The organism is Paenibacillus sp. GbtcB18, from assembly GCF_019091125.1.
Lineage (GTDB): Bacteria > Bacillota > Bacilli > Paenibacillales > NBRC-103111 > Paenibacillus_F > Paenibacillus_F chitinolyticus.
This window is the reverse complement of sequence record NZ_JAGXJX010000007.1, coordinates 232,267-251,238: the sequence shown is the minus strand read 5'-3', so window position 1 is coordinate 251,238 and position 18,972 is coordinate 232,267. Positions and strand designations below refer to the sequence as shown.

Below are 18,972 nucleotides of genomic sequence, written 5' to 3'. Positions count from 1 at the left end.
TAGGGAATAGTTCTATTATCCACCATACTCCCCTCCTTTTCAAAATTCACGAGCTTCTCTTTTTTACGTATTCCCGGCAAAAGCAAAAAACCGCCGGTGCACAGTGCACGGGCGGTTCTGACATCTATTTAAGATTCGGATACGACAGTAAAACGCTCATTTTCATGCTTCGGCTGTTCAATCTCATCCAAAACGGCGGCTGCATAATCTTCGTAACTCACATAGCTTTGGCCTTTGGAGTTAACGAGCAGGTTATCCTTGCCCGTACGGTACTGCCCGGTTCTTTTGCCGAGCGCGAAGATGGCGGACGGGCTGACGAATGTCCATTTGATTCCTTCGGTATTTTGCAGAATCTCCAGGTTTTTGCCTTGATTTGATGCCGTTGCAAAATAGGCGGACGGGAAATCCGGCGTTTCCAGCACGCGCGTCGTTTTCGCTTCGTCCACGAACAGGCTGCCCGCTCCCCCGACGACGATCAATTTCGTCTCCGGCGCGCCTTTCAGAGCTTCGATCAGCACGTTGCCCGCATCTACATGGAGATGCTCCTGGCCCGGGGCCGCTCCGAAAGCGTTAACGACGATATCGAATGCTTTCAGATCGGACGCGGTCAGGTCGAACACGTCCTTTTCCAGAAGGGCTGCGCCTTCCGCATTTACTTTAGCCGCGTCTCTCACAATTGCGGTAACCTCATGCCCTCTTTCCTGGGCTTCCTTCAAAATACGGCTGCCGGCTTTGCCGCTTGCGCCGATAATAGCTATTTTCATAACGGATTCCTCCCGATCATGATTTCGTAGTAAATGTCTTTCCTTGATGTAACTATTATAGTTACAGGTTGTCGATTTTGTCAACCGGGCTTTAACAGCCTGTTTATGAAGAATCGACAAGGGCGGGGGATATTATACTTCTCGTTCAAGTCAATTTATGCCCGCAACAAAGGTGATCTTATATATGAACTGCACATTCAACCAACTTTTTTCTTTCCAAAAATTATGCTATACTATGTATAACACTGCGTTTAACGTAAGATACATTTAATGTATGAAGTTTCTTCTTGCTATCTATACTAAAAAAGAGCCTTCACCGTTGGCGCGGTGAAAACTCTTTAGGACCCGAAAGGCTGTGGAACACCACGGCGCGCAAGCACAACTAAATGTAATGCAAGCGAAAACCACCGTTTAGGCTCCGAACCTACTTAGCGGTGGTTTTTTCGCTTGTTCCGGAATTTACGACGCGCCCAGCGATAGAGCTTACGGATACCGAGCACAAGGCTCAGTAACGTTACGGTCCAGCGCAGTACGTCATAAAACGCCACAAGTGCGACCATGGGCCTCACCCCCTTTCGGGAAGCTGCGCCGTGGTCTGAAAATCCACCACTATTCAAAGTCCATAAAACCGATTATAGCATGTCCTTTCCAGATTGCTCCATTGAACTTTTGTTTCCGAATGCTGCATCTTTAAGGAGAAAGACACCGGAAGCAGTCTTACGTTCCATCATCACAAACACTTCGTCCCTACCCTCAAAAAAGTTAAAATCCGGTTACAGTTTGGCTACAGATGGGTAATGTTACCTCTCTGTAACCCACCTTGATCCAAGGGGTGCCTATAATAAAACCGGACAACCTAGGAGGGATACTTAGTATGAAAAAATCATTTAAACTTCTGACTCTTGGCCTGGCAGGCTCCTGTCTGCTGGCGGCCTCAACCGGAACTTCTTACGCGAATAGCGCGGTACAGGCTCCTGCAGCCACTTCTGTTGCGGCGGAACCCGTATCCGCACAAGCTTCCGTTAAAAACGGAGCTGTACAGGTGACAACCAAAGAAATAAAGGAAGATTCCCCCGAACTGAGCGTCAATCTTCAGCTTCCCGTTATACAGGGAATGAAAGATACGCAATACCAAGACGAACTTAACGATATTATTTACCGGCATGCCATGAAAGATGTGGAGGCAGTGCGCACGCAGGCTCAACGTGATTTGGCTGCCGCCAACGGTTCCGCAAGCGAGCTGGCAATGCCTTATTCGGTCGATTTGATAGCTGAAGTAAGCGCATCGGGCGGCCAGGAAGACGCGAACCGTCTGTCTCTGCGGGTAGCAACTTCCGTTTATACGGGGGGTGCTCACGGGATGCCGCGTGTGGATACCTATAACGTCCTGAATGCGGAAGAAGCTCAGAAGATTGAGCTGAAAGACTTATTCGGGGACAATTATAAAGCGATTATCGACAAACAGATCAGTCAGGAAATCGCCAAGCATCCGGATGATTTCTTCGAAGACGCGTTCTCCGGCATTACCGATACGCAGTCCTTCCAGATTAGGGACGGTAAAGCGGTAATCGTGTTCTCGCCGTACGATATTGCCCCTTATGCCGCAGGCATCCAGGAGTTCTCCATCCCTATCGCTCAAGGAGGCAGTTCTTCCGCACCCTCGAGTCTCGTAGTGGGCGGTGAAGTGCTGTCGGCGAAGCAGGGCTCGCTCTACACCACAGCGGAAGGCACCACCATGGTTCCCCTCCGCGTTACGGCCGAGAAGCTGGGCTTCCAGCTTAAGTGGAACCAGGAGCAATGGGCTGCCGAACTGTCCAAAGGTGCGGTGTGGACAAGTGTCTACAAGAATAAGGATGCGTATACCATCAACAAAATGGCGCCGATCTCCCTTGGCGAAGCGGCTGTCATCAAAGAAGACGGCAACATGTACGTGCCCGCATCTTTCTTCTCCAAGATACTGAAGGCTGACGTAACCGTAACCGGCGATCAGCTCGCGATTAAATAAAACAGGCCTTCGCAGCGGCTGGGCCCCGCCCCTCATATAACCCGTTTAAAGAAGCGTTTCCGCTCTTTAAACGGGCTTTTTTTGCGGCACCGGATAAGTCTTCTTCCCTCAAAAACATGAAAAAAGCCCCGCCACTCTCCCAAAGGAGAATGCCGGGACTTAGGTTCAGACCGGTTGATTCCGGAAAAATTCCGGACCGCTCTTAGTAAGCCAGTGCAAACAGGCCATGAATGTGAGACAGGTAACGGATGTTACTTGCTTCTTTCATGAGCGTTGCAGGCAGGCCTTTCAGGCGGGTTTGGTTGCCGCCGATCGAACCGATTCCGTCTTTGCGGCCCAGACTTCCGAGTGTACCGGAGAATACAGGCGTGAAGACGTCCATCGGAGCGCCTTCCAGTGCCGCGAAGAGGTTGTAACCGACCACTTCGCCCATCTGCCATGCCAGCTGTGCGGTTGGCGGGTAAGGACGCTCGGCACCGGCCGGGAATACGACCGCGCAGTCGCCTGCAAGGAATACGTCCGGGTGGGACGTGGATTGCATGAACTCGTTAACCGTCGCGCGGCCGCGGTTCACTTCGATGCCGGAGTTAGCGACAACCGGAGTGCCTTGTACGCCGCCCGTCCAGACGAGCGTGCTGGTTTCGATTGTGCTTCCGTCTTTCAGGGAAACGACGGATTCCTGCATTTCGGTGATCGCAACGCCCGTCAGGAACGTTACGCCGCGTTTTTGCAGGCTTGTCGTAGCGCGCTCGATCAGTTCCGGATGGAAACCCATCAGGATGGAAGGAGCCGCCTCTACGCAGTACAGGGAGACGTCGTTGAAATCGACGCCTTTGCTGCGGCACAGGCCAGGCAGCATATCGGCGAGTTCGCCCACAAGCTCGATACCGGTCAGACCGCCGCCGCCGACTACGAATGTCGCGTCCGCTTTGTTCTTGGTCTGGCTGTAAGCTTCGATCCGTGCTTCCACGTGCTCGCGGATGCGGTTGGCGTCGTTAACGGATTTCAGCGTGAAGCTGTGCTCCTGGAGGCCAGGAATGCCGAAGAACGCCGTTTCGCTGCCCAGGGCAACGACGAGCTTGTCGTAATCGAACGATTTGCCGTTCGACAGGATGACGCGCTTGCTGTCCGCGGAAATGGTTTCGACCGTGCCGATTTCCAGGTTGATGTCTTTACCGCGCAGGAGCTTCTCCAGAGGCAGGGCAACTGCTTTCTCGTGCAGATTACCTACAGCCAGGCGGTGCAGCTCGGTAATGATTTGATGCGTAGGAAAACGGTTAACAACCGTAATCGTAGCTTCTTCCGCAGTCAAGTGTTGACGGGCTGTCAGTGCGCTGAGCAAGCCGCCGTAACCGCCACCTAAGATCAAAATATGCTTGGACATACTCATCCTCCATTCTTGTTTCAGCTTACCTTATGATTTAACGCTGTTGCTGCCGTTCGGCTTGAACATCCAAGAATGCCTGTACGAAACGGAATGTCTTTTGTACTTGCGGGTCTTTCAGCATTTTGAGAAGTCCGAACAGTCCGATCGTGGAATGTTCCGCTTGAGCGCGGTCGCTTGCTTCGATTGCAGCCGCAGCTACGCCTTTGGCTTTCTCGGTGATCGGCTTAACAAACTCGTTCATACCGCCTTTGAGGTCGTCGATCAGAACTTGGTCGCTCGCAACGCTTTGAGCCAAATCGTAAGCTTTGGTAAGAATCGTAACCATTTCCGCCAATTTCGGCAGATTCTCCACGAGAACGGTTAAAGACTCCTGAACCTCTGGCTTCATCAACTGATCAAGGACATCCTGGGTTTCCCTTTTTTCAGTAGTGCTTGGGGTTTGATTGGATGTTTCTGACATAAGCTAACGTCCTCCTTTGCTTTGAAATAGAAGCCCGTTTATTTTTCGATCCCTGCCTAGCCATCGAGACGTCTTCTGTCTTCGCATAAGTTTCCCTATTCGTGATAAATGAACCACGCGGCCTGATAAGATTGTAACATTTTTCACATAAAAGGAAGAAGGTTTTTCTTGGCTGCGAGTCCATCACTTGCAAGATCGGGAAAAATGTCGAACAGGTCGAAACGGAACCCTATGTACTCCTATTATACCTCCGTCTTGCTGACAAGAGAAAAACAATTTTTTAGACATGTGAATAATTTGTGACAAAAATCACTTCTTTTCGCACCCCTGCTCCTTAAGCAGGTATACATGCTTGTTTATTCCAATAACTCCTCGGATTTTATTGCCAGAAGAGTCAAGTCTTCGAGAAAAAATTTCATCAAAACCGGCCTTCGCCGGACCGCGAGAGGGTGGTAGGTAAAAGCTGCGGGCAGGCCCAGTACCGTATGCCAGCCGCCCCTTAATCCTTTGACATCCTTCTCCTCGTCCGCAAACAAGGTTTGGACGACCGTGTTCCCGAATCCGAACAAAATTCGCGGGTTTTTGGCTCCGAGCTGGGCCTTCAAATGAGGAAAACATGCGGCTCTTGCCGCAGGCTTGTCATAGGCTCTGACCGGCCGGCACTTGAGCAGGTACGTGACATACACGGACTTGATGTCTAGACCGGCTTCATGCAGGCCAAGCTGAAGCGTCTCCCTCGTTCCGCAGAGGAACGGGTCGCCTTCCCGGTTCTCCCGGGCGCCCGGATTGTCCAGGATCAGCACAATGTTTGCATCCGGGTTCCCTTCTCCCCAGACGACCCGCTGCCGCTGATCGGCCAGCTCGCACAAGCTGCAGTCGGCCGCATGGGGCGGAGCTTTTTCTTCCGGCAGAATGGAGGGGCTAAAAATCGTCATGGGCGCGCACCGACCTTTCACTCGGTTTTGGAGGTAGTATGACCCTGCCGCTCTTTCTTTACTTGCTTTTTCATGAGTTATATCCGGCGAAAAGAAAAAGTCCGCCCTTCTGAAAAGACGGAAGCCCTGCTCACAAGAAAAAACCACCCGCATGTACTCAACGGATGGTCTCGGTTGCGGCACCAAAGGCGGCAATCTTTTCTTGCCCGGGCTAGGTCTTCGGCCTTTTAAAAAGCTGGTTCATCACCTCGGAAAAAATAAGTCCGGCGGCAATCGAACCCGAAATCATAAACGCTTTGGCGGCGAGCTGAACGGCAAGATTATAGTCATTTTCCACGAAAGAACGCATCGCATCATAGGCCATGCCTCCCGGAACGAGGGGGATGATCCCCGCCACGCTGAAAACGATAATGGGAGTCTTGTAGAGACGGGCGAAAACCCGGGATATCACCGTCACGAAGAACGCCGCGGCCAAGGTGGCCACAATGGCATTGGTATCGCTCCGCACAAGAGCGACGTATACGAGCCAGCCCATCATCCCGACGAAACCGCACTGGATCAAGGTGTTCCTTGGAACGTTAAAAATAATGCCGAAGGCGGCGGAGGCGATATAACTCGTCACGAGCTGCGCAATCATTGAGGATTCCTCCGTTAATAAAATGAAAAGACGACCGCGATGCCGGCACCGATGGCAAACGCCGTCAAGAACGCCTCCGCGCCCTTGGACAAACCGGACACGAGATGGCCCGCCATCAAGTCCCTCACGGCGTTCGTGATCAGCAGCCCCGGAACTAGCGGCATGACGGAGCCGATGATGATTTTGTCCAGCTCCTGTCCGAGCCCTGTCCATATAAACAGAGAGGCCAGCATGCCGATAATGAAGGAAGCCAGAAACTCGGCTACAAATTTGATCAGCACATACCGGTGAAAGATAAGGAACCCGATAAAGCCCAGACCGCCTGTGACGACGGCCGGAAGAAAATCGGGCCATCCCCCGTTGAACATGATCGTAAAACAGCCGCTGGATACGGCTGCCGCCGCAATCTGAAGGGCCACGGGGTAGGCCAGATTAGCCCTATCCACCTTGAGAAGCAGCCTATGCGCTTCCTGGAGGTCAAGCTCTCCGTTGCTTATTTTGCGGGAGAGTCCGTTGACCAGGGTGACCTTATGCAAGTCGGTGGATCGCGTGGATATCCGGACCAGCTTGGTCGGATCGCTGCCGTCCACGGAGAAGATAATGCCGGTCGGGGTCACGAAGCTGTGGGTATGATGAAGGCCGTAAGAGGCCGCAATGCGGGTCATCGTATCTTCCACCCGATACGTCTCCCCTCCGTTCTGGAGCATAATCTTTCCCGCCAGCAGGCATACATCTACGATTTTATAAGTCTGACCGGGACTGGACGCCTGTTCCATCGCGCACCTCTTCCTGTGGATGTAGATAAGATGCCGGCCTGCCCTGCCGCCGCTCTCAATCCAGCAGCTCCATCAGCCGGGTAAACTCGCCTTCGCTCAGGTCTCTCCATTTTCCTTTGGGAAGTCCGTCCAGCTTGATATTCATGATGCGCACCCGCTGCAGCCGGTGCACCTGATACCCGAACGCCTGGCACATACGCCGGATTTGCCGGTTCAGCCCCTGCGTCAGAATGATGCGGAAGGTATGGTCATTGATGCGGGTTACCTTACACGGTTTCGTCTTCGTGCCCAGAATGCGGACGCCCGTGGACATGCCCTGCACAAAGGAGTTCGTGATCGGCTGATTCACGGTGACGATATATTCTTTCTCGTGGTTATTTTCCGCACGCAAAATTTTATTGACGATATCCCCGTCATTGGTCATGAGGATAAGACCTTCCGAGTCTTTATCGAGCCGGCCGATCGGGAAGATTCTCTCCGGATGCCGGACGAAATCGACGATATTGCCCGGGATGTGACGCTCCGTCGTGCATGTGATGCCAACCGGTTTATTCAAAGCTATATAGACGGACTTCTTCTTGGTCCCCAGCGGCTTGCCGTCGATTCTCACATCGTCTCCCGGCTCGGCCGTACTGCCCAGCTCCGCCGGAGCCCCGTTAATGGTCACTCGTCCGGCTTGAACGAGCTCATCCGCTTTACGTCGGGAACAAATACCCGTTTCACTAATGAATTTATTGATCCGCATGAAGCTGTTATCCCCTTCTTTTGCCTGTTAGGTTGTGAGTCCCTACCGATTTATATGCCTGTATTGTACCATAATCGGATGCAATTCGCGTCTCCACTCCGTCACAAAAACGGCCCCTCCACGTATTGATGGCACCGCACCGAATCGGAGGATGAGAAAGAGACGCGTTCCGGGGCTGGGGAGAAGCTCACGGCAGCGGGACAGCACGGTGTTTCAAGGAATAACGAGCTGCTGCACTAAGGCACTTGGAAACCGGCAAAAAGCAGCAGCAGGGCTGCAATCAAAGCTCCGGCGATCAGGAAGATGCTCCCCGTTACGGCAACTTTCAGAAAGCCCCGCTCCTCTCTCAGCATGCCGGCATAACCCAACACAAGGCTTGCGCCGAGCGAACCGATAGCGGTATAAAAAAGCAGGCGAATGCCCGCCGACTCGGAGCCGGCCGGGTTTTCCGAGATCAGGTAGCTCCCGACGAGCAGCAGAACGCCCAGACTGCTTAACAGCGTAGAGCCCGTTCCGAACTTTTTCTTCGATTCCATGGCAGCCTCCGCAATCATTGGATTTCTTTCTTATATTCCATTCATACGAAGCGGATCAAAGAAGTTTCCGGATTCGGGTTGAAAAACGGGAAAACGCCCGGCTCATTTAAGAAGATCCGGGCGTTTTGTGTCTGCCGAATAAGGCCCCGTGTCCCTACGACTGTTCTTCCCCCACGAGAAAAGTCAGTTTTTTCCCCAGAACGGAAATACTCGCCGGGGTATGCACATAAATTTCCCCGTCCATGTCGGCCTGCATAGGCTGATCCGTGGTTAGCTTTAAGGAAGTCGTGCGGATGAACTCGAAGCTGCTCTTCTCGGAATCCCATTCCCCGAAATTTTTGATCTTGAACAGTTCCTTAAGCAGCGGCAGCCCGGCTTCGCGGATAATCGCCACATCCAGGACGCCGTCGTAAAGGGCATCCGCCGCCAGGGGCAGCGGCCTCGTACCGAGAAACCGGCCGTTGGCGACGAATAGCATCACCGCTTCTCCGTCTGCCCGCCCGCTGTCGTGTTTCAGGGTAAAGCGGAACGGATCTGCGGACGCCGCCGTCTGGAGCGTGCTGATAAAATAACTCAGCTTGCCGATCGTCCCTTTCAGCTGCGGATTGATATTGACCGAGGCGTCGGTAATGAGGCCGATACCGAAGAAGTTCGAGAAATACCGGTCGTTCGCCCGGCCAATATCTACCGGCCGCGTGCGGCCTTGCATAAGGGTCTCCGCGGCCCGCTCCAGCTCCTGGGGAATATAGAGCGCCCGCGAGAAATCATTGCATGTCCCGCCGGGAAGAATACCGACAACGGGCGGATCGGCAAGCGGCGCCAGTCCGTTCACGCATTCATGGACGGTCCCGTCGCCCCCCAGCACAAGGAGGAGGTCCGTCTCCTCCCCGCGCTCCCGGCAGATCCGCTCCGCATCTCCCGGCTCCTTCGTCTGCACCAGCGTGAGCTCTTCGATGCCCGCCGCAAGCGGGCCGATCACCGCCCCCAGCCTGCTGCCCGCTTCCGCCTGGCCGGCGCTGCCGTTGTGGATCAGAATCGCTTTTCCGAACATGCCCACCGCCTCCTCCGTTTACGCCAATTTTCCTTCTCTAGCCTGTACTTACCCCGATCCAGAAATCCGGACCACTTTTTCCATAAAAAGGGGAACGAGTTCGAAATTCCGTCTGCTCCTATCCCACTATCCGGCCCGCGATAAAATATGGACCCAAAGGACAAAAGCGAACGCAGAAGCAAGCCGACATCTCTTTAATCGAGTAGCACCTTACAAAGTTTTTCCGAAAAATTTTGCCACGTGCACCCGCCCTTTCCTTAACGAAAAAAAGAGAAGGCACCTTTCAGGCACCTTCTCTCCTTCTATCTTCTATCCAGAAATTAGGGAAAAACCATGCAATCCCATCAAATTTCTTTTCTTTGAAAATAGCTCAAACCTGACAGGAAGAAAACCACAAAACCTCCAAGAATAACGTAAATCAGTGTCTCGAAGGAAACATGAAGTCCTCCCAAGCTGGTGTCGCTCGCCGGGAGCATCGCCAGGAACGGCTGCGCCCACGGATAGAACGGGCCGTACGTTTCGGAATTGGCCACCAGAATGTTCGGCAGCGTGAAAATAACGTTGAGCGCAAGCGGGGCGGCGAAGCTCACCCAGGCTACGGAGACCCAGAGCTGCAAAGCCGCCAGCGGCAGAGTAGCGAGCCATCCGCCCAAGACAGGCCACAGCAGCTGGCTCCAAGGGATGCTTGCGCCAAGCCCCTTGATGCAGCCCGCTCCGATCAGGCCGCCGAGGAACAGCAACTGAGTGACGGCGAGCAGCCCGGTGACCAGCAACAACTTGGCCATGAACAGGTGGGAGCGTGAAACCGGCAGCGCCAGCACCTGCTTCCAGCCCCCGCCCATGTGCTCGTAGCGGCACACGAAAGCCGCGAATACGCCGGTCAGCAGCGGGAGGAACAGCATCGCATGAATGAGGGCCATCGTGCTCAGCAGAAGCGTCCATGCGATCAAGGGTTCATTCGCCGGCACCGACAGGGCCAGACCGGTCACAAAAGCGAGCAGCGGGGAGATGAAAATCAGCAGCCAGATGTTCGTTTTGCGCAGCTTCAGCCATTCGGCACCCAGTATTTTAAAGAAAGCGGCCATCTCAGTTCACATCCTGTCTTGTAAAGTGAGTCAGCCCGATCAGGAACACGACGATGCCCGTCGCGATCCCAAGCCATACGTTCAGCTCGGGCCGTCCGGCTTCGTTCACGAGCAGCGGCCATTTCCATAGGAACCAGTCCGGCAGCCGGATGGAAAAGAGGCTCAGCACGGTTCCCAAAATACCGGCCGTTAGCGGAATGGCCTGATTTCGGACCGCTACGGACAACCACAACTGAATGGACAGGATCGGGATTCCGGCGAGAAGCGGGAACAGGCTGATGCGAAGCACGTGCATAACGGGAACGTTCATCCCGAAGCCGAGCAAGAAGCCGAGAAGTACGGATCCCGCCGCCAGCAGGAGGCACGACACAAGCAGCAGGATGAGTACGAGCAGCAGCTTCGACGTGAAGACGCTGAAGCGAGAAACCGGCAGGGCCAGCAGCTGCTTCCAGGAATTCCTCTGATGCTCGTAGCCCGCGATCATCGACGTCAGCAGCGTCATGCCGAGCAGCAGGGCCGGGGCCGCGAGAAACTGGATGTTCGAGAGCAGCCCGTACCAGAGATCGTTGGCGTACTGCTTAGTCAGATAGTCGTAACGCAGACCGAAGTTGACGGCCTGGAGACCGACCACGCCCACGGGACCCAGCAGCACGAGGAACCAGGCAAGCGTCCGGCGGATTTTCAGGAAATCCGCCGCCAGTACTCTGCCGATCATAAGCTCTCTCCCTCCCCTACCAGGTCCAGGAAGAAATCTTCCAGCGATTTCTTCTTCTCTTCCACCCGGTAGACGGAGTGTCCCGCCTGGACCAGGCCGGCCACAACCTGCGCGATCTTCTCGTCGGGAGCTTCCTCGAGAAGAAGCGAAGACTCGTCGGCCACCGCGAAGCATCCGGCCGAGGCGGCGGTACGCAGCGCCTGCTGCGGCGCGTCTACGGCAATGCGGATCTGGCCGCCTGCCCGTTTGCGCAGACTCTCGATCGTGTCTTCGAAGATCATCGAGCCGCCGCTGATAATGCCGACGCGGCTGGCCATCTGATCCACCTCGCTCAGCAGGTGGCTCGATACAAGAACGGTCACGCCGTACTGCTGCGGCATGCTTTTGATCAGCTCCCGGATCTCGAGGATGCCGGACGGGTCGAGCCCGTTCGTAGGCTCGTCGAGCACGAGCAGCTCCGGGCTGCCCAGCAGCGCGGCGGCGATGCCCAGACGCTGCTTCATGCCGAGCGAGTAGCCCTTCACCGGGCGTTTCGCTTCCTTCGTCAGGCGGACAATCGCCAGCACTTCGTCGATCCGCTGTTTCGGCACGTCGAGAATGCGGCGGATGGCCTCCAGATTTTCGTAAGCGGTCAGATGGCCGTAGTAGGAAGGGTACTCTACCAGGGAGCCGACCTTGCGCAGGATCGCCAGCTTTTCCTTGCGCAGATCTTTGCCGAACAGCTGCACCGTCCCCTTCGTCGGGCGGATCAAGCCGAGCAGCATCCGTATGGTCGTCGTTTTGCCGGCGCCGTTGGGCCCGAGAAAGCCGTAAATATCCCCTTTGCGGATTTGGAGATTCACGTTGTCCACGGCAGATCTCAGTTTGTATTGTTTGGACAACCCGAAGGTTTGAATAATCATTTCGTTCATGGAAAAATCACCTCGCCCCTTATGTTAAAGAGCGAAGGTTAATCCCAGGGTGCGGCTTGTTTAAAATTCGTTTAAAATCACCTGACGCGGGGGAACAGATAGATCGCCGTTCCTTCCCGCGAGCTGACGACATCCCAGTCCAAATGCATTTCTTTCACCATCAACGCGACAATCGTGAGGCCGATTCCGGCCCCCTTCTCCGCCGACGGCGCCTTCATGCCAGGACCCTTGTCCTCAATCACAAGAGCGGTCCCGCCTTCCCGTTCCTCGGTACGGAGGCCGATATATCCGCCGGACTTGGCGTGACGGAGTACATTCTGGAACAGATTGTCCAGAATCCGGTTCATCCACTGGGGGTCCGCTTTCCAGTATACGGGATGCTCCGGCACACCGACGTCCATGACCATGCCTTCCTCCTCGAATACGGGGTACCAGGCGGCGGCGGACGCCCGGGCAAGCCGGGCAACGTCGATTTCGGTCCGCTGGAGCGGATACTTTCCTGCGGAAAGCAGCGTATACGACAGCAGGTTGTCGATGAGGCGGTTGAGGTCGTCGGATTTCGTCTCGATCAGAGCCAGCGAAGACTTGCCTGACGCGGAAATCGGCTCCTTCTGCAGCGAGTAAGCATGGCTGCGAATGATCGTCAGCGGCGTGCGCAGATCGTGGGACAGGTTCGCGATGAGCTGCTTTCGTAGACCTTCCTCCTTCCGCTCCCGCTGGCGGCTCGTCGTCAGCTCCTCGATCATCCGGTTGAAGGCCAGCTCCAGCTGTCCGATTTCGTCCTTCTTGCTGACGGCTATCGGATGGGGGATGTCCCGGCCATCCGGCAGCCCCATCGCCTCCTCCAGATGAACAAGACGCTTGCGGATGCGGTAGAAAAACAGCCACGACATGAACAGGAACAAGCAGAAAGCCAGCAAAACAATGCCGATGACATACCGGTCGCTGTAAATAGGCCGTTCCTCCTTCATCAGCACCCGCGGAATCTGCATCACCATAAACCCCTGAGACGCGTCTTCCCCCACGAAAGCGACCGTTGTAAAAGGATCGCCGTTATAGCTCTTTTTCATAAAAGCGATCGTATCGGCCGCTTCCCACACGGCTGGGAGGTCCGACCGTTCAGGCAGGGTTAAGCGCGTTTTTCCGCTGCCGTCGACCCAGACGAGATCCGCCTTCGGATACTTCTCCTTCAGTTCCCGCATCCGCTTGTCGATTCCCTCATCCCCGGCGCCCTGCAGCTTCTTGGCCTCCCCGTGCCAGAACTTCTCGATGTCATTGCCTCTCGAGTAGGGATTGGTTTTCCTGTTCTCTTCCTCGGTTTTGAACGAATGCGGCAAATAATACAGAACAGCGGCCATCGGAAAAATAACCGGCCAAATCAGCATCGCGAACACGACGATGCACAAATACTTGACCAGCAGCGAGTGGCGCCACTTCATGCTCTCACCCGGTAACCGATGCCGCGGATCGTCTCCACGATTTCGGGTTGGCTGGGGTCGCGCTCGATCTTTTCGCGGAGATAGCGGATATGAACCATCAGCGTTTTATCCCCATCCATGTAAGGGTCTCCCCAGACCCCTTCGTACAACTGCTCTTTTGTAAGAATCTGATTCGGATGACGCAGGAAATACATAAAAATTTGAAATTGTTTCCCCGTCAAAATAATTTCTTCCCCGGTCCGCGTGTCCACGATCCGGTTCTCCTCCATATTTACCTGCAAATGATGCAGCGTGAGCTCCGCCTGTGCCAGTTTACCCGTACGCCTCAGCAGCACTTCCACACGGGCCGCCAGCTCATCCGGATGGAACGGCTTCGTCACGTAGTCGTCCGCGAACTGCAGACCCTGCAATTTATCGTCGATGGAGGTTCGTGCGGAGAGCATTAGAACGGGCGTTTCCGGGTAAATCTTCTTCATTCGCTGCCCGATCGAAAAGCCATCCAGACCAGGGAGCATCACGTCCAGGATAACCAGGTCGCTTTTCTCCCAGAACTCCGCCGCCTTCTCTCCCGATTTTAGCCAGTTCACTTCATAGCCCCGCTCGATCAAGTGGCTGTTGACCCATTTGCCGATTTCGGGATCATCCTCAATGTACAAAATTTGTTTAACGGCCATACTTCTAACTCCTTCCGGTCTCGCTACCGTTACTTTACAAAGACATCCGCCGGATTGTCAAAAGGGAACCGTTACTTCAAACCGTGTTTTAACGTATAACATGCTTATAAATCCGGGAGGGACCGACAGACAGGAAAATGCCGCACTCCCGCCTGGCGATCGTTGTTCTGCCTGTCTTTTTTGTGATCAACAGCCATTAAACCAGCCGGTAAAGGAGGCCTGCCATGAGGGTGGCCAAGCGTTTCAAACACCTGTATACCTATCTTCATAAATGCTTCGGCAAAAGCCTCCGGTCTATACGCGGCTTGATTAGTATGCAAAAAAAAGAAGGAGGATACGGGTCCCTCCTTCTTTTCGTTCAGTACCGCAGCCGCTCCGCGCTTACCGGTCCGCGCGGCATCCTACCACTTGGACGATCCCGAGGAGCGTCCTCCGGAAGAGCCGCCGCCCCAGCCCGAGCCGCCCGAGGAACGACCTCCGCCTCCGCCCCAGCCGGAACTCCCGGAGGAGCCGCCGCCCCCGGGCCCGCCAGGGCCTCTGCGGCGAAGCTGCTCCTCGTACATCCGGCGCTGATAGTCCCGGTCCATCTGCTCCAACAGCTGCTGGCCGGACGAAATGCGCTGCATCGCTTCCGCGAAGAGTCCCCGGGCGATAAGCCGCCGGCTTTCCTCCATCAGCGTGTCGTAGCCGGAGGAATAGGGCGACAAGCTCATGCTGCCGCCGTACCGGGCATGCCGGCTCCGGTACTCTCCTTCGAGCTGCCTGATTGTGCGCAGCGTCTCTTCTTTCTCCCGCAGCAGCTGCTGCACGCGCTCCGCGGCCTGCCCCGCCTGGACGGACAGCCCCCGCTGGCGCTCTTCCAGCAGGTCGACGTCGAGCACCGGTGCCTGCGCCAACTGCTCCAGCTCGGCCAGCCTACTTTCGCCGTCGCCGATCATAGCGGACAGCTCCGGTGACTCCACCTGCAGCTCCCCGAAAGCGGAAGCCGCCTGCCGCAGCCGTCCGCGTTCCTCGTCCAGCGCATGCCGGACGGTCCGTACCCGCGCGTCCAAGCTGTCGTGATAACCGAGAATCCGCGCGCGAAGCTCGCGGATTTCGGTCATCAGCGCTTGGGCCTCCGTACCGGCCTCCCGGGCCGAGCGGTACTTCTGGACGTCCGGGGCGAGTCCGGACCGGATCTCCGTCAGCCGCCGGCCAAGCTCTTCGCGCGCCCGCGTCATGCGGGTGTAATCGGCCTGCTGCTCCCGCCGGTGCACTTCCGCGTAATCGCGGGCGATTTTAAGGGACTCCTCCGGGTAAGCCCGGTCGAATGAGCCGAGGTCCCCCGTCAGCTCCTCGATCTCATGGGCCGTCTTCCGCGCCGACTCCCGGTCGGCGATCATCGCCTCAACCAGGCTGCGGGCGGCCCCCATGTTCTCCTCTATGGCGGCCGCGCTCCGGCCGCCCTCTTCGGTATCGCCTGCTTCCAGCAGCGTACCGAGACGGGCAGTCTCCTCCCTTGCCTGCTTAAGCAGAGCATACGGGTCGCCATCGGTGAGCAGCAAGCCTTCCTGCCGCGTTCTTTCCCTGAGTTCTTGTTCCGATGCTTGGATCGCCGGTAAAAATCCGGGTTCCCGTTCCTCCAGCGCTTCGAAGTCCTTAACCGACTTCCGGATAAAATCCAGTTCCTTCAGAGCGGCTTCGACCGACGATGCGGCCTGCATAAAATCGAACTCGTCCAGCTCGTCGGCCTTGGCATAAGCCGCCTTGGCTTGTTCCGCATGCTTTCTCAGCACGGTCAGCGGATAACCCGTCCGGCGGGCAAGCGCTTCGACGGCTTCCTCCGCTTCGGCGATGCAGCTCTTTGCCCGGTCCACGGATTTTCTGACTTCCGTGGATTGCTTTTCGATCTCCGCGAGCCGCGTCCCGTACGGTCCTACCTTTCCGGCAAATTCCTGTACGGCTTGGAACAGCTTCCTGGTCTCGGCCTCCGCCTTGGCGTTAATGAGGAAAGGTAACTTCAGCTCCGCCAGGCGTCCGGCCAGCTCTTCGGATTCTCCCTGCAGCCGCACTACCGCATTCTCCAGCTCGGCAGCCTTTTCTTTTGTTTCCCCTTGCAAAAATTGTTTCTCCAGGTCCTGAAAAACTTCGGAAAACAGCATTCCGTTCAGCACCGGCCGCGTTTCGTCGAGCAGTTGTTTCGCTTCCGCCAGCCGTTTCCGAGCCGCGGATCTTCTTTTGTACTGCCAGAAAGCCCAAAATCCCGCGCCAATTACGGCCAATCCCAGCACAACGGGGAGAATCGAGGCCATACCGCCGCCACGAGCGTTACTTGCGCCGTTATCGCCGACGTTCCCGGATGAAGCTCCCGCTCCGGCAAGCGAGTTCACGTAACCGCTGACCGCCAGAATACCCTCTCCAATCTTGCCTTCTCCGGCAGCAGGCACAAACTTAAGGTCGACAATCCCCTTCGCATCCTTTGCCTTGCTTCGCGAAACGGCCGCAGCCAGCTGCTCGTTCTCATAAACGAGATGGACAAAATTCGGCTGAGTCGTGATGACCAGCATCAGCTGATTCCGGTTCAGTCCCCATTGATCGTAGGCTTCATTCGCCAGGCGTTCTCCTTCGCTTTCGGTTAAGCCTTTGGCGGTAAGCACAAACACTTCGTAATCTTTATTCTTTAGCCCGCTTTCCACCTGACGGGCCTGGGTTTGCGTAAGCAAACCGACGGGATCGGTAACGATTCCGTTATTCCGGGGCACCGCCGCGGCAAATACAGCCGTGCAGGTAAGAAATATCAGGAGTAGGGCCAGCCCTATCACACGGATTGTCTTCATTTTGTTCCCCTTTCGCTCCAATGATCTTTTACATGGTCTTTACCCGAAAATACCGACTGTGCTTTCTTTCCGTTTAAACGCTCCTGACGTTAACCTCTCCTTTATTCCCGGGGAAAAAGCTCTCTGGCCGTTTGAATAAATAAATGTACCGCCAGCGATGCTTCTTTCAAAGAAGGCACGGCTACGGATATATCCCGGCAGACGCGAGGCTCCAGGTCTAGCGTAACGAGCCCCGGAGGCAGGGCGGATAAGGACAAGCGGGACAAGATAGCGAGTCCCAGCCCTTCCCGGATCATATTCAGCACCGTCGCTACATTGGACGCCGCAAAAGCCAGCCGGAGATCCGCACCCGACTTCTGAAACAAATCGATAATCGGGGCTTCGTATCCTCCTCTGCACAAAATCATCGGTTCTCCGCTCAAATCGGACATCGTAAGAGAACTTCGGCCCCCCAGCACGTGGTTCTCCGGAAGAACAGCCACCATCTTGTCTCTAAAAAGAGGAACGATCTCCAGATCCGCATCAGGAAAAATAACGAGACCGACGTCGATAAACCGTGTCGACAGCCACTCCTTCACTTCGGCAATCGTGCCCTCATGAAGCACCAGCTGGAGATTCGGATATTTTTGCTTGAACGTGCTCATGATTTTGGGTAAAAAATGAGCCGCGGCGGTAGGAAAAGCGCCGATGCGGACGGTTCCGACCTCCAGCCCTTTCTCCGCGGCAATCTCCTGCTCAATGTTCTCGACGCGCTGCAAAATTTCGCGCATTTGGATGAGCACCCTTTTGCCGATATGGGTCAGGGTAATGCCGTTCTTCCGGTCCCGGATCATCAAATGGATGCCGAGATCGGCCTCAAGACTGGAGATGGCATGGCTCACGGCAGGCTGTGTCATGTTAAGCTCCAAGCCCGCTTTAGTGAAACTTCCCGTCTCCGCTATTTTCACAAAAACCTGAAATTGAGTAATGGTCATAACCTTTCGCTTATGCTCCTCATAAAAATTATTCATTTTATTTATCTTATAGCCCATCGTATCATAAGGAAGCAGTTCTAACCAAGGAGTGATTCAGATGGAACGTTCTTCCCGTAAACGAACGGCTTTCCTGCTCGCGTTTCTGGTCTTGATGTGGGGGATCAACTGGCCCCTGACCAAACACGCGCTCATTTATACACCGCCCCTGCTATTCGCGGGCATTCGCACATTGATCGGCGGCTTCCTGCTGCTGCTTGTCGCCATTCCGAGATATAAGAAGCTCAACTTCAAGCAAACGTGGCACATTTATTTGATTTCCGCCTTATTGAACATCATTTTGTTCTATGGATTGCAGACCGTCGGGCTCGGTTACCTGCCTTCGGGGCTGTTCTCCGCTATCGTTTTCTTCCAGCCGGTGCTGCTCGGAATTCTTTCCTGGCTGTGGCTGGGCGAATCCATGTACGGGCTTAAACTGTTCGGTCTGCTCCTCGGTTTCGCCGGGGTGGCGACCATTACTTCGGCCGGACTGAACGGGCATATCTCCTTTACCGGCATTCTCCTGGCGCTCGGATCCGCGGTGAGCTGGGCTTTCGGTACTGTTTTCATGAAAAAAACAGGCGACCGCGTCGACTCCATCTGGATGGTCACGCTTCAGCTGCTGATGGGCGGAGTCGTCCTGACAGGCACCGGCCTCTCCACAGAAAGCGTCTTGGACATCGCTTGGACCGGTCCCTTTATTTTCAGCCTGCTCTTCATTTCGGTATTCGTCATTGCGCTGGGATGGCTCGCTTTCTTCACGCTGGTCGGTTCGGGTGAAGCGAGTAAAGTCGCTTCGTTCACCTTCCTGATCCCGCTGATCTCGATCACGGCCAGCGCTATCTTCATGAACGAAGCGATTACGATCAACCTGCTGGCAGGACTGGTCCTCATCGTGGTCAGCATCGTGCTGGTGAACGTGCCTCCCCGGTCTTTCCGCGCCGCCAAGGCAAAAAAATCCAAAGATATCCCCCCTTGCGCGAGTCTGGCGCAGGCACGGGATTATAAATAACGGTTCGGGAACAA

General features: G+C 55.3%; 19 protein-coding genes. 2 read left to right on the top strand and 17 right to left on the bottom strand.

Annotation, left to right across the window (positions count from 1 at the left end; all coding sequences use genetic code 11):
- Positions 1–128 precede the first annotated feature (128 nt).
- Positions 129–764, bottom strand: a complete 636-nt coding sequence (locus tag KVT34_RS20820) for an NAD(P)-dependent oxidoreductase (protein WP_217560762.1) — start codon at positions 762–764, stop codon at positions 129–131.
- A gap of 428 nt (positions 765–1,192) precedes the next feature.
- Positions 1,193–1,324 carry a hypothetical protein gene (locus KVT34_RS32450; protein ID WP_255246850.1) on the bottom strand — a complete coding sequence of 44 codons (132 nt, stop codon included), beginning with the start codon at positions 1,322–1,324 and terminating at the stop codon, positions 1,193–1,195.
- 314 nt (positions 1,325–1,638) lie between these two features.
- On the opposite strand from KVT34_RS32450, the gene KVT34_RS20815 reads away from it, so the two are divergent.
- Positions 1,639–2,769, top strand: a complete 1,131-nt coding sequence (locus KVT34_RS20815) for a stalk domain-containing protein (protein WP_217560761.1) — start codon at positions 1,639–1,641, stop codon at positions 2,767–2,769.
- Between the two features lie 202 nt (positions 2,770–2,971).
- On the opposite strand, the gene KVT34_RS20810 is transcribed toward KVT34_RS20815, so the two are convergent.
- The 15 genes from KVT34_RS20810 to KVT34_RS20740 all read right to left on the bottom strand — a co-directional run bounded on the left by KVT34_RS20810 (position 2,972) and on the right by KVT34_RS20740 (position 17,910).
- Positions 2,972–4,153, bottom strand: coding sequence for an NAD(P)/FAD-dependent oxidoreductase (locus KVT34_RS20810; protein WP_217560760.1), 1,182 nt, complete (start codon positions 4,151–4,153; stop codon positions 2,972–2,974).
- Positions 4,154–4,190: 37 nt separating this feature from the next.
- Positions 4,191–4,616 carry a DUF1641 domain-containing protein gene (locus KVT34_RS20805; RefSeq protein ID WP_042231363.1) on the bottom strand — a complete coding sequence of 142 codons (426 nt, stop codon included), beginning with the start codon at positions 4,614–4,616 and terminating at the stop codon, positions 4,191–4,193.
- Positions 4,617–4,972: 356 nt separating this feature from the next.
- A complete protein-coding gene (locus KVT34_RS20800; RefSeq protein ID WP_217560759.1) occupies positions 4,973–5,551 on the bottom strand; it encodes a uracil-DNA glycosylase in 579 nt (192 codons plus the stop codon).
- A 211-nt stretch (positions 5,552–5,762) separates the two neighbouring features.
- Positions 5,763–6,188: a threonine/serine exporter family protein gene (locus KVT34_RS20795; protein WP_217560757.1), complete on the bottom strand. Its 426-nt coding sequence runs from the start codon at positions 6,186–6,188 to the stop codon at positions 5,763–5,765.
- A 14-nt stretch (positions 6,189–6,202) separates the two neighbouring features.
- A complete protein-coding gene (locus KVT34_RS20790; RefSeq protein WP_217560756.1) occupies positions 6,203–6,964 on the bottom strand; it encodes a threonine/serine exporter family protein in 762 nt (253 codons plus the stop codon).
- Between the two features lie 55 nt (positions 6,965–7,019).
- A complete protein-coding gene (gene rluF, locus KVT34_RS20785) occupies positions 7,020–7,709 on the bottom strand; it encodes a 23S rRNA pseudouridine(2604) synthase RluF (protein ID WP_217560755.1) in 690 nt (229 codons plus the stop codon).
- Positions 7,710–7,945: 236 nt separating this feature from the next.
- A complete protein-coding gene (locus tag KVT34_RS20780; RefSeq protein WP_254635035.1) occupies positions 7,946–8,245 on the bottom strand; it encodes a hypothetical protein in 300 nt (99 codons plus the stop codon).
- A gap of 154 nt (positions 8,246–8,399) precedes the next feature.
- Positions 8,400–9,296 carry a diacylglycerol/lipid kinase family protein gene (locus KVT34_RS20775; protein ID WP_217560753.1) on the bottom strand — a complete coding sequence of 299 codons (897 nt, stop codon included), beginning with the start codon at positions 9,294–9,296 and terminating at the stop codon, positions 8,400–8,402.
- A 344-nt stretch (positions 9,297–9,640) separates the two neighbouring features.
- Positions 9,641–10,381, bottom strand: a complete 741-nt coding sequence (locus KVT34_RS20770) for an ABC transporter permease (RefSeq protein WP_217560752.1) — start codon at positions 10,379–10,381, stop codon at positions 9,641–9,643.
- A 1-nt stretch (position 10,382) separates the two neighbouring features.
- The gene (locus KVT34_RS20765; protein ID WP_042231370.1) at positions 10,383–11,096 is read right to left on the bottom strand and encodes an ABC transporter permease; all 714 of its coding nucleotides are present in this window, start codon (positions 11,094–11,096) and stop codon (positions 10,383–10,385) included.
- Positions 11,093–12,007, bottom strand: coding sequence for an ABC transporter ATP-binding protein (locus KVT34_RS20760; RefSeq protein WP_217560751.1), 915 nt, complete (start codon positions 12,005–12,007; stop codon positions 11,093–11,095). Before KVT34_RS20760 ends, KVT34_RS20765 begins: the two co-directional genes overlap by 4 nt.
- Before the next feature lie 77 nt (positions 12,008–12,084).
- Entirely contained in the window at positions 12,085–13,446 is a 1,362-nt protein-coding gene (locus KVT34_RS20755; RefSeq protein WP_217560750.1) for a sensor histidine kinase, read from the bottom strand.
- Positions 13,443–14,120, bottom strand: a complete 678-nt coding sequence (locus tag KVT34_RS20750) for a response regulator transcription factor (protein WP_217560748.1) — start codon at positions 14,118–14,120, stop codon at positions 13,443–13,445. Before KVT34_RS20750 ends, KVT34_RS20755 begins: the two co-directional genes overlap by 4 nt.
- Positions 14,121–14,521: 401 nt before the next feature.
- Positions 14,522–16,936, bottom strand: a complete 2,415-nt coding sequence (locus KVT34_RS20745; protein ID WP_217560746.1) for a TPM domain-containing protein — start codon at positions 16,934–16,936, stop codon at positions 14,522–14,524.
- Between the two features lie 101 nt (positions 16,937–17,037).
- Complete coding sequence (locus KVT34_RS20740) at positions 17,038–17,910, bottom strand: LysR family transcriptional regulator (RefSeq protein ID WP_217560745.1); 873 nt, start codon at positions 17,908–17,910, stop codon at positions 17,038–17,040.
- 97 nt (positions 17,911–18,007) lie between these two features.
- Here KVT34_RS20740 and KVT34_RS20735 point away from each other — a divergent pair, with 97 nt between their 5' ends.
- Entirely contained in the window at positions 18,008–18,958 is a 951-nt protein-coding gene (locus KVT34_RS20735) for a DMT family transporter (RefSeq protein ID WP_217560744.1), read from the top strand.
- Positions 18,959–18,972: the final 14 nt, after the last annotated feature.